General features: G+C 48.8%; 8 protein-coding genes. 1 reads left to right on the top strand and 7 read right to left on the bottom strand.

The window, feature by feature from the left end:
* Positions 1–42: 42 nt before the first annotated feature.
* The 5 genes from NSB28_RS15430 to uidA all read right to left on the bottom strand — a co-directional run bounded on the left by NSB28_RS15430 (position 43) and on the right by uidA (position 8,094).
* Positions 43–2,007 (bottom strand): sensor domain-containing diguanylate cyclase, encoded by a 1,965-nt coding sequence (locus tag NSB28_RS15430; protein ID WP_109747559.1) that lies wholly within the window; start codon positions 2,005–2,007, stop codon positions 43–45.
* 163 nt (positions 2,008–2,170) lie between these two features.
* Positions 2,171–3,868 (bottom strand): glycoside hydrolase family 3 protein, encoded by a 1,698-nt coding sequence (locus NSB28_RS15435; protein ID WP_109747558.1) that lies wholly within the window; start codon positions 3,866–3,868, stop codon positions 2,171–2,173.
* Between the two features lie 42 nt (positions 3,869–3,910).
* Complete coding sequence (locus NSB28_RS15440; protein WP_109747557.1) at positions 3,911–4,765, bottom strand: HAD family hydrolase; 855 nt, start codon at positions 4,763–4,765, stop codon at positions 3,911–3,913.
* Between the two features lie 28 nt (positions 4,766–4,793).
* Positions 4,794–6,203 (bottom strand): MFS transporter, encoded by a 1,410-nt coding sequence (locus tag NSB28_RS15445; RefSeq protein ID WP_109747556.1) that lies wholly within the window; start codon positions 6,201–6,203, stop codon positions 4,794–4,796.
* A gap of 73 nt (positions 6,204–6,276) precedes the next feature.
* A complete protein-coding gene (gene uidA, locus NSB28_RS15450; RefSeq protein WP_257497568.1) occupies positions 6,277–8,094 on the bottom strand; it encodes a beta-glucuronidase in 1,818 nt (605 codons plus the stop codon).
* Positions 8,095–8,384: 290 nt separating this feature from the next.
* Between uidA and NSB28_RS15455 the strand changes: the two genes are divergently transcribed.
* Entirely contained in the window at positions 8,385–9,098 is a 714-nt protein-coding gene (locus tag NSB28_RS15455) for an SDR family oxidoreductase (protein WP_109747555.1), read from the top strand.
* A 25-nt stretch (positions 9,099–9,123) separates the two neighbouring features.
* Here the strand turns inward: NSB28_RS15455 and NSB28_RS15460 are convergent, their stop codons facing one another.
* Both NSB28_RS15460 and NSB28_RS15465 read right to left on the bottom strand, forming a co-directional pair.
* Positions 9,124–10,911: a S8 family peptidase gene (locus tag NSB28_RS15460; protein WP_109747554.1), complete on the bottom strand. Its 1,788-nt coding sequence runs from the start codon at positions 10,909–10,911 to the stop codon at positions 9,124–9,126.
* A gap of 131 nt (positions 10,912–11,042) precedes the next feature.
* A complete protein-coding gene (locus tag NSB28_RS15465) occupies positions 11,043–12,401 on the bottom strand; it encodes an MATE family efflux transporter (RefSeq protein WP_109747553.1) in 1,359 nt (452 codons plus the stop codon).
* Position 12,402 lies beyond the last annotated feature (1 nt).

Below are 12,402 nucleotides of genomic sequence, written 5' to 3' on the forward strand. Positions count from 1 at the left end.
TTCCAGGAACGCCCTGGGTTCCCGCCGCGGGGCTTGATTTTATTACTCACCGAAAACCATATATCTCCCGCGTCCTTCTTTTTTAGCCCTGTACAATACTTCATCCGCCTTCCTCATGAGCGCCGCATATTCCTGCACAACAGATTCAGCCTGCAATGCCCCGTCCTGGGCTGCAGTATCCCCATCAGTTCCTTCATACCAGGCAAGCCCGGATGAAATGGACAGGCTGCGGGTGGACATATCGGGGAACAGGATCTTCTTTTCCTCCACCAGGCTGTAGAATTCATCCAGAGCGCCAAGTACGGCCTCTTTAGACTCCCACCCGTGAAAACATATACAGAATTCATCTCCTGACCTTCTGGCCGTTATCCCTTTGTCATTGTCAAAGATTTTGAGGAATCTGGCACATATCTGAAGGTAGTCATCCCCCCAGTCGTGCCCGTACTGGTCATTTATTTCCTTAAAGCGGTCCAGATCCAGCATGACAATTGCCGTAGTTCCGGTTTTTCCGCTGCCTGCCAGGGCAGCGCACACATCCTTTTTAAAGGCGCTTATTTTCCTGAGTCCGGTGAGGGCATCATAGTCTCTGTCATGTTCCAGCCTTTTCTTTTCCCCCACCTCCTTTGTCATATCCATGACTACGCCAAAGGTTCCTTCCTCTCCTGTTGTCATATGGATCCTCACCCATTTTTCCGGGTCATCACTTAATTTATATGTCTCACCTTCACGTTTTTCCCAGGACATGACATCTTCCAGCCGTTTCTGGAAAAGCTCTTTATCTTCATAGAGCCTCCCGGCCTCCTCCTCTGTCCACATCATGATCTGGCGCAGACGCTCTGTTGCCATGACTCTGTCCATTTTCTGGCTGAATTCAAACGCACCGATGGGAAGATCCACAATGTCCATCACTTTTGATACCTTGACAGTCGTTCCCAGGATACTCTCTACCATCTTATTTATTCCCGCGCCAAGCTGCCGGAATTCCGGATTGTCATTTACCTGTATCTCCGTACCCAGCCTGCCTTCCGTAATATCCTCCAGCCCTTCCATGATCCTGTGCAGCCCGTCCACGATCTTGATCTTCAGCAGCCGCCTTATGGCAGCGACAGTAATAAGGCCTATGATCATGATTGCAAAAAATATAATGATCATCTGCCTTCCCCGTTCGGAATACAGCCCCTGCTCATCCTTTCCCACACCTATTATAAGGCCGTTGTGACGCTCCAGCACGAAATACATGCGGCCGCCCTCACCTGAGGCAAATCCGCCCTCTGAATACTCTTCTGTCCTGTCTTCAGACAGGCCCAGCACTTCCATATTCTTCCCGTTCATTATCTCATCAGTACTGGCAAGGATCACGCCAGTGGCAGAATCCACTGCGAATATGACACTTCCCGGATCCACAGGCACTCTGGAAAATATGTAGGAAAGTTCATTTTTCTTCTGCGCCTCCAGAAGCCTGACAGGAGCCATCCCTATCTGTACGATTCCTTTCTCGTCCTGCCTGGCTACTCCCACGTACTGGAATATCTTTTTCTCAGCACCGTTAGGCTGGATATCCTGCACCAGGAAATCGTCCGGGTCTTCCAGTATCTTCAGGAATTCTGCAGTCTGTTCTGTGCTTGCAAAGTCCATGCCAAAGTATTTAGGTATAGTTCCGGCAAAAAGGATGCCGTCACTGTCAATCACATGCAGCTCATCCACATTGAGTAATTCCTTGATCCGCCCAAGCTCCTCCTGGCTGTCCAGAACCTTTGGATTCTGCTGGATAATATAGGCGAAAGCCCTGGCTCTTGTCAGGTAATCCTCACTAAGACTGTCCTTAAGCCCTGCTATCTCTGCATTATTTCCCTCTATAGTACCTGCTGCCTGTTCTATCTTCTGTTTTGCATTCTGTACCATATGCTCCTGGGCAGCCTTTCCCTGGAGCAGCCAGCAGATCCCGGCCACGACCAGCAATGCAACTATGATGACTCCACTCATATATTTTGTGAATATCTTCTGCATCTGACCTTCCCCTCACATGCCTCCCCCTTCCGGGCTGACAGTTTTTCTTTTCATTTTACCGCCATTTCAGAAGAGACACAAGAGAAAGAAAAAAAATAAGCTGCTGCCCGCGTTCTTTATGAAAAAACTGCGGGCAGCAGTATTCTAAGCTTGTATTATTCTGTCATATCCTGGTATCCCACCTGCCGCAGAAGACATTCTCGTTATATCTGCCATGGAATCCTGATTTTCCTGTTATTTTCCGGATCGCCGCCTTCATGGCCGGCACTGAATTATGGTATGCGTTAATATACGTTTTTGCCATAGGCACGTCTATCAGATGATTTGGAAAGTTCAGTGACAGGAAGACAGTGGGCACCTCCGACACATACCAGGGCTGGTCAGTGGGGGAGGCCCATTTTATACGCATAGAGTTGAACTGGGCAAAGCCCTGTACGTTCAGGACCACAAGACATGCGTCATAACGTTTTCTAAACTCTTCCATACTTCCCTTGGCGGCAGGTGTGGAGGCATCCGCCTCGAATCCCTCTTCTTCAAGAAGACGCAGAAATTCTTCTTTTACTTTATCACTTCCGTCCTCTACCAGTTTGCCGGCTATGACCATACCCTCCCCTGCTATGAAGACTACCTTCAGCCGTTTGTGGCTCTCTGGTGTCAAAGGCAGGCATTTCTGGGTATCCTTTACTAATGTCACATACTGGTCAGCTATCCTCTCCGCCGCAGCCTCATGCTCCCGGCAGCCTACTATGTCCAGCTGCTCCCTGGGCGGCATAAGCGTCCCCTCCTTCTGCTTCCTGTTCAGGCCGATGGCAGCCTTGACACCAATAATGCGGCGGAGTGCATCGCTTAGTCTTTCTTCTGTAATGATACCTCTTCTGTAACCATCCATCATATACCCAAAATCTTCTTCAACATCATTGAAAAACAGGAACATGTCACAGCCGGCAGCTATGGCTCCCGGTACCTGCTCACTCCTGGGCATGGCAGCAAACATTCCGATCATGTGGGAGGCATCTGTGACTACAAGTCCTTCAAATCCCAGCTTTTCCCTGAGCAGGCCGTTTATCAGCTCTGGTGAGAGCGTGGCAGGCAGGATGTCGCTGTCCCTGAGTCCCGGACACAGTTTTCTTGAATAGGAGGGAAGGGCTATATGTCCTGCCATGATGGTCATCACTCCATCATCGATCAGAGCCTTATAGACTTTGCCGAAGGTGGCATCCCATTCTTCACAGCTCAGATCATTGATCCCCATGAGCAGATGCTGGTCATTTTCTTCAGTCCCGTCCCCTGGAAAATGTTTGCAGCATGTAGCAAGTCCGTTCTCTCTTGTACCTTTAAAAAATGCTTTTGCATAGCGTATAGTATCTTCAGGGCTGTTGTTAAAAGCCCTGGTCTGCACGATAGTATTTCTCCAGTTATATGTCAGGTCTACCACAGGGGCAAAATTCCAGTTGCATCCTATGGCAGCCGCTTCTCTTGCGCCTATGAGCGCTGTCTCATAAGCTGCCTGCTCTGAGTCAGCAGCAGCTATGGCCGCCCCGCAGGCAACAGTCGTCCCACCGTCAACGCCTCCGTTTCCTCCGGCCTCACAGTTAGATGCAATGAGAAGGGGGATTTTTGTATTCTCCTGAAGCACCTTATTCTGCTCATAAATAACTTCCTTTGCAGCGTTATGATAGCGTATTGCCCCTACATGGTACTCCTGCACTGTCTTTTTCAGGCTCTCAGACGATCTGTCAATCACCATATTCACGAACAGCTGCCCTATTTTTTCCTCATCCGACATACCGGCAATCGTGTCTTCCACCCATTTAATATCTTCATCTTTTAAATAATACGGCTTCGCCTTTAAATCAACCATCTGGTCCTCCTTGATCTTTTCTAACTGTTCATATCTTCACAGTTACAGATTACTCCAAAATTCATCCAGCTTCTTTTTCTGGTATGCTCCTGCATACGTTTCATCTGTAAGCCTTGCCAGCGCTTCATTTTTAAATTCCTTCCACGATTCTTCCTCATGTCCCACCAGAACGGGATAGAAAAAAATACCGTTTTTTCCGGCTGCACGGGCATCGCCCGGTGCGTCCCCCGCCATCAGGGCATGGCTCCTGTCATATCCTTTTTCCAGAAGCCTGCCTATACAGGCTGCCTTTGACCCATCCTTCTGCGTGAGCAGGATATCAGTAAATGTGAGCAGTCCATACCTGCTCCACTCATCCTCCACAGCCTTTCTGTTGGCAGATGAAACAATAGCAATATCTGCCTTTCTGCCTGCAGCCTCAAGGGCGTCCCTCACCCCGGTAAATGGTTTCTTTTCATCATCTGGTATCCTGTCTATTGCATCGTTCACTGCCCTGGACCAGGAAAGAGCCTTGTTCAGGATGAGCCTTCCTTCTTCTGTGATCCCCGGATCAGAGGCAGCCCTTTGAAGTGACCTCTCAGACAGCTCATCTGTGCTTTCTGCCCAATGCTCCAGCTCATCGATGCCGGGTATCTCCCCGTACTTACTGTCCGTCTCCCGCAGGGCTCTTGCCAGCCCCTGGAACCTGTTGATCCCTCTCGTCCTGGTATAGAGGTTCACCTCATTCCAGCTCTTCTGTATCTCATCTGCATGGCTCTCCAGAGACCATTCTTTTATCATACATGGCCCAAAACATTTCTTGTGTTTCAGGTCCATGGTATCCATAGCACATCCGTCTGAGTCTATACATATAAGGTACTCTTTCTTCTTAGTAAATCTAATAAAATTATCTTCCATAATCTATGCCCCTCATCTGCTCCCCTCTCTATTCCGTTTCTGACTCCCTGCGCTTCTGAAGTATTTCTGTATTCTCTTCCACCTTCCTCTTTGACAGCGGATATGCAAATATCAGGATAACAGCTACTGCCAGAAAACAGATACCAGGAACAAGAGTAGTGACAGAGTAAATACCATTATTCACCGCTTCCGTCTGGGCATGGGCCAGGGAATCATAGCCGATGGCCCCCAGAGCGAATCCGCTCAGGCCTCCTGCCAGCGCCTGTCCTATCTTACGCGCAAAAGAGTAGACAGCATAAACTGTACCGTCATCCCTCTGTCTCGTCATGACCTCCTGGTAATCAATGACATCAGTGATATTCGCCCAGATGACCAGGTTGAAAACACCGATCCCTATATAACCGCCCACGCTGACTGCTATATATACATAGGGGTTAGTCACTCTCATAAAGAAAAGCAGGATATAGCTGGCTCCTGCCAGAATCATGGCAGCCGCGGCAGCTTCTTTCTTTCCTATCCTTCTTGTGAGAGGGGTGACGAAGGTGGCTATAAGCAGTGTCACGCCTGTACTTATGAAGTTGATCACAGACAGGCTGTTCGTGTTCTTAAAGTAATCCTGGAACAGGTAATTATTCATGCTCTGTGACATAAGCTGGCTGAGCAGAAGCCCGATGGCCGCACCGATAATGGCCAGCAGCGCCCTGTTCCTGAAGATAGCTGAAAATGTCTGCCCCAGCGTCACTCTGTTTGCATCGGGCCTGGGTTCTGTCTTCACACGTTCTGTTGTCATTTTATAGAAGAGGATATAACAGATGATGGCACAGACAGAGAAAACACCTGCGATGACAGTCATTCTGGAACCCACTACTACCTGATTCCCTGCCGCATCTGTGGAGTATACTAGCAGCGGCCCTCCCACACCTATGATCAGGGATGCCAGAGTGGCTCCCACGGTACGGAATACTGACAGTGAGGAACGGTCCTTGGGATCTTCACTGATTGCAGACGCCATAGAACCGTAAGGAATATTAATGGCCGTATAGAATACGCTTCCCCACAGGAGATATGTGACATACATATACACCATCTTCAGAGCCATAGGAGCCCCCGCAAGCCCCGACTGGTACATCAGAAAGCTGGAAATTGCTACCGGTCCGGCTATCCAGCGGACCCAGCTTTTGAACCTTCCGTCCTTTCCCGGCCTCATCCTGTCAACCAGCCGGCCCATCCCCACATCTGTGAACGCATCCACACACCGGGCTACCAAAAAGAGAACACCTACTGCGCCCGGTTCAATGCCAAGTACCTTTGTATAAAATATCATCAGCCACGAGCTGGCAAATATAAAGGTAAAGTCATTGCCAAAGTCTCCAAACATATATCCCAGCTTATCCCGCAGGCCAAACGGCCTGACATTTTTTTCTATATGATTATCCATAAAAATTCTCCTTATTACAAATGATCCAAGAACGCTCTGCGTCCCTGCTCCAGACTCTCATTCTGCCCGGCAGTTATTTTTTATAATCCCGGGGAAGGCTCTTCCATCTCTCCCTGAAGTACCAGGCCGCATCCTTGGGCTGCCGCTGGCGGGTAAATATGCCTTTTTTATTCCCGTTTACCCTCATGATGCCCTCTGTAGTCTGAAAATCGGCAAAGTTCCATACCTGCTCTCCTTTAATGAAGCTGTAGGAATCAAATACTCTGTGGCACATCTTCAGATATTCCATCTGATATTCCTGGCTCCACATTACTGATGGAAGCTTATGCTCCATAGCGCTTGTATCAGCCCCGTATTCCGTAAACAGAAACGGCCTGTCAAGCCCCAGCTCCTTCCATTCATCCATCTCTCGCCTGAATGCCTCTTCTGCATCTGATATCTCATAACCTCCCATCATATACCATCCATAGTATCTGTTCAGGGAAATAATATCTGCGAACTGATAGCAGCTGCATGTACCCGGAAGTGAATTCATCACCAGGGCAAATGTCCTGGGCCTCTTCTGGACATCCAGTTCATGGGCTTTTGCAAAAACCTTCTCAAAATATGGTACAGCCGCTTTATCAGTTGTCTCCGGTTCATTTAAAAGACTCCATGCTATGACACATGCATGGTTTTTATCTCTTGTTATCATCTCTTCTATGGCTTTTAAATGATTTTCCAGAAGCTGGGGAGTTGTCTCTTTTTCAAAAAATGCCGTTTTCTTTCCTGTAGATGCTTCCATAAAATTCATAAGGCTCTCAAACATCCCCACCGCAGCCACTTCATCTATGACCAGGAAGCCTTCCCTGTCCGCCATCTGATAAATTTCCTCACTGTAAGGATAATGGGAGGTCCTGAAGGAATTGGCGCCTGTCCATTTCATGCACTCAAAGTCACGTTTCATCATCCCGATATTGAATCCGCGTCCCACAATATCACTGTCCTCGTGTTTCCCAAATCCTTTAAGATACACCGGCTTTTGATTGATCAGGATACTGTCATGCACAACCTCCACTGTCCTGATGCCGATCTCCTCCGTATATTCATCAATGATCCTGCTGCCATCCAGGATCCTTACTGCAAATGTATAGAGGTAACTGTCCAGAACCTCCCACGGCCTGACATTTTTGATCACAAGTTTTCCTTCTCTGCCGGAAGACAGGGCCACCTCCCGCCCTTCCTCATCCAGGACACGTACCTCCACGGGATGTTTACCCGTAGTCACCACGCTGTAAGACACTTCAGCGTCGCTGCCAAATAATTTATGGTCCACAGTAAAATCAAAGACATATTCTTCCGGGACCATCACCAGTTTAACAGGGCGCTGCAGCCCGGAATAATTATAGAAATCAAAGTAGGGTTTTGACATCTTTTTTCCATTCTTCAGCACTCTTGTCTCACCGCAGGGAATATTAGTGACTGTCAGCTCATTATTTACAAGCACAGAGACTCTGTTGAATTCATTAAACCTGGTGTTTTCTGTTATATCGGCCAGAAGGGGGAGAAAGCCTCCTTCGTGGGAAGTGATCTCTTTTCCATTTACAAAAACAACTGCCCTGTGTGTGGCACAGCCAAATCTGACAAATACCTTATTCCCCTTCCACTCCTCCGGCACAAAAACATCAGTCTCATACCAGAAATCTCCTGTATATTCACGGATATCCTTGTCCGTATAAAAATCTGCAAAGCTGGCGGGTACAGGTATCAGGTCTGCGTCCTTAAGCCCATCCTGCCATCTCTTTTCCCTTCCCTCTGAGTCCGGGTCAAATTTAATTTTCCACATTCCATCAAGGCTGACTGTACGCCTGGTTTTGCTGTTTCTCGGGTACAGCATCGAATTTTCCAACATATTTATCCTTCCTTTCCATCAATAGTTCTCTGACTGCCGGGCAGTATCTGAATAGCTAACAATATTGTTTCCTTTTTCTGCACTTTATACACTGTAAATGCTCAGACCTGCTGAAAAGTTACAAAATATGTATTATAATATATCCATATGAATAAGCCGCATGGTATTCATATGGATATACTGATGGATTTTTGCATTCCTGGTTTATTCTTATGGTCTGTGCAGTTAATGCACGGCCTTGCTGAATGGCTGCTGGAACATTTACACATTATATGAAAAGAGGGGATTGTATGTTTAAAGATAAGATTGCTGTTGTGACTGGCGGAGCCAGAGGAATTGGAAAGGTTATTTGTGAAGAATTTAAAAAGAACGGCGCTGCTGTCTGTGTGATTGACAGGCTTGAGAATGATTATTTTACAGGAGATCTGGCTGATGAAAAAGTGCTGGAGGCATTCAGCCGCAAAGTAATCTCTGATTTTGGCCATGTGGATTTTATTGTAAATAATGCTATGACATCTATGAAGGGTATAGCAGACTGTACCTGGGAGGAATTTAACTATGCCCTCCGGGTGGGTGTATCTGCCCCGTATTACCTGACTAAGCTGTTCCTCCCATATCTGGCGCCAGGGGCAGCTATTGTAAATATTTCTTCCTCACGCGACCGTATGAGCCAGCCAAATACTGAGAGCTACAGTGCGGCTAAAGGAGGGCTCTTTGCCCTCACCCACGCCCTTGCTGTAAGCCTGGCACAAAAAGCGAGGGTCAACTCCATATCCCCCGGCTGGATCGATACAAGCTTCAGGGAATACAGCGGACCGGACGCGGACCAGCATCCTGCCGGACGGGTGGGAAATCCCATGGATATAGCCAATATGGTGATGTACCTCTGCTCTGACAAAGCAGGATTTATCACTGGTGAAAATATATGTATAGACGGGGGAATGACACGCCAGATGATCTATCATGACGATTTTGGCTGGGAATTAACAAACCGGGACCTGTGAGATGGTCCCGGTACAAATAGCCTGCTCAAATAGGCAGACTGTCTCTCACACAAAGCACCCCATACCCCAGCATAGGGTTAGGATATTCTCTGTCTGCCAGAAGAGGCCTGGCTCCTCTTATGAGGTAGGCTTTCACCTTCTCCCCATACAGATAGGGGTCATTGCCCTGGACGATCCCCCACTGCATCAGCAGGGCTGAGGCTCCTGTCACAAAGGGCGTGGCAAACGAGGTACCCGTCATAGGCGCGTATCCTCCGCCGGGAGCCGTGGTCACTATTCCCACACCGGGAGCGGCAATATCAGGCTTTACCTGTGCACCGTCCCTTGTGTATCCTCTCCCGGAAAAGGAAGCATAAGTCCGCAGTCTGGAATCATAGGCGCCCACTGCTATTACCTTCCTGGCTGTGGAGGGAATCGTGAGGGTAGTCTCAGCTGTGGGCTCGTAAAAACGGGTCCCGAAATTAAGCACATTTGAACTGGGGAGCCACATATCAAAACGGCCGTCCGTGATCCTTTTGGGGATCAGCTGTATCCTCCACACGCCGCTGTCTATATAAGTGTCTGTGGGTATAAAATCCACATATATTTCCTGTGCAGTGCTGTAGGGGCTGGGCTCGCCGTAATATACAAGCAGCTGCGTGTTCCCTGCCTGAAACCGCTGGGGCCCCAGAACCTCCTGAAGAGGTCCGATGCGCTGCCCTGACGGGTGGACAAATACTATATCAAATTCATCCACATATGATTTCCATATCTGCAGATTGACAGATAATTCATTATCAGCTATGCCCAGCTCCACTTCCCTGGTCCCTGCCGTGCCCGCCGGAGGGTTTGCCAGCACTCCTGACGTATGTCCCCCTGTTCCGCCTTCATTCCCTGTTCCCACAGAGATCGTACTTTTCCAGAGATTTGCCATATCATCCAGGTATGTTTCCAGCAGAGAACTGCCGTCGTGGGAGCCATAGACATTCCCGAAGCTGAGATTAATGGCCACTGGAAGCTGGTATTCCAGGGACTTCCTCACTACATAGTCAACCGCCTCCATCAGCTCTGTAGTCCTGGGAAATCCGTCTTCACGGGGCACTCCCAGCTTCACCACAAGAATATCACTCTGTGGGGCTACTCCTCTGTACTGTCCTCCTGACGCCCTTCCGTTTCCGGCCGCTATCCCAAGCACTGCCGTACCATGGCCCGACAGATCTCTCTCCGGCACCAGCCGGCTGCGCTCCGCGGCCGTATCTGCCGCAAGAGCCTCATTTATCTGTTCTCTTGTATACTCGGCCCCTGTCCTGAATCCCTCCGGAGGGCCTGGAGGGGCATTTGCCGCGGTCTGATCCCATATATTCAGTATCCTTGTGCTCCCGTCTTCATTCCTGAAATCAGGATGCGTATAGTCCACGCCTGAATCAATCACTGCCACCAGTATCCCCTGACCCTGCAGATTGTATTGGGGCGTCTGCAGAGGACTGATACAAGAGGCCATCCTCCCCTGATTTACAGAAAAGAACAGCCTCTTTGGTTTTTCCACATATTCAATTTCCGGCTGTGCAGCCATATAATCAATCAGAGACTCCGGGAGTGTGATGATCGCATATTCATTTGACAGCTCTACCACCCGTATTGTATTGACCTCTTCTCCCAGCATGGCTTCAAGCCTGCTCCTAAGCCCTTCAAGTGAACCGGAATACTTGACGATCACATCCCAGCTCCTGTCTATAGGGTCATATCCCACGTCCAGCTCCAGGGATTTCCTCCGCTCCTCCTCAGTGGCGTCCAGCGCCAGATTCAGCATATTTTCTATCTTCTGATCCGTCATATTGAAACCTCATTCCACATTGTGTTAAAATTCTGCCTTTTGATTATACGCGGAGAAGGTCAGGATTATGACAGCTGATACAGAGAAAATGCTATTAAGCTGTTTCGTAACTGCACGGACCTGCCGAATAGTTACGCTGTTTCTTCATTCCTGGTCAGTGTCCTGATCCAGTTCCCATAGTGGGATTTCAGATATGCCGGAACACATTTAAAGATCTGGTCTGCATTCAGGCAGCAGACCACTACTGCCGGTGATGCTTTCACCACAAATGCCATGATAAGAGACAGGGGAATGACGATGCACCAGATACTGATAATATCCATCTTTACCACAAATATGGCACTGCCGCCCCCTCTGATGATCCCGTTGTTAGTCGGCATCTGATAAGACATTCCCACGCAGACTACACTCAGGATGATCAGAAATGTATCTGCCATAGCCTTAGTGGACGGGGACAGATCATAGAGGCTGAGGACCGGTATCCTTATAAAGAAGAGAAGTATGCCGGAAAATACGCCTATGATCAGAAACATCCTCTGCAAAGTCCGGGAGTACTCTTTTACCTTTGGAATATCCCCTGTGCCGATTGTTTTTCCGATAATGACAGAGGCAGTGGATGCAGCGCCCACGGCTGTTGATTTCACCAGCATGAACAAGGTAGACGCCGCACTGTTGGCCGCTATGGCGCCTGTTGTCATATGCCCCAGGATAACAGTCTGCATGGCAGTGTTCAGCCCCCAAAGCCCCTGAACAACAAGCATAGGCAGAGTTACCTTTATGTAGTCCTTTTGCAGCACCCGGTCTGTGTGAAAGTAGTCACTGAGCTTAAGCCTCAGGCTCTTCTCCTTTTTCACTATATAGACGATAACTGCTGCACATTCCACGATCCTGGCCGTCAGCGTTCCGATAGCTGCTCCGGCCACGCCCAGCTCCGGGGCGCCGAATCTGCCATAGATCAGCACATAGTTGATGCCGCAGTTGATGACCAGAGTGGACAGCGACAAGTAAAAAGCGATCTTAACGATCTCTACGCTCCGCAGTGTAGCCAGAAGAGTCATGGTAACTGCAAAGAATATATAGGTGAACCGCATGATATTAATATACCGCACACCCTCACTGATGATCGCGCCGTCCGTGGTGAACATGCCCACTGCCCGGCTGGGGAAGAGACTCACCAGAATAAACAGGATCACCGCTGTCCCCAGGGCCATGTGCATAGCCGTGGCAGATATTTTCTTCATGGGTCCCGTCTGCTTTTTCCCCCAGTACTGGCTGCAGAAGATCACCAGACCGTCACCTATAGCTGTCAGAAGCTGCTGGAAGATAAACTGGATCTGGTTTACAGCAGCCACTCCCGAGAGGGAAACTTCGCTGTAGGCGCCCAGCATCATATTGTCAGCCAGATTCACACTCAGTGAGATCACGTTCTGCAGTACCAGCGCTATATAGATAGTAAAAAAATTCTTATAAAAGCCCCTGTCTTTTGTCATG

It is taken from the genome of Murimonas intestini, from assembly GCF_024622195.1.
In the GTDB taxonomy this organism is placed as follows: domain Bacteria; phylum Bacillota; class Clostridia; order Lachnospirales; family Lachnospiraceae; genus Murimonas; species Murimonas intestini.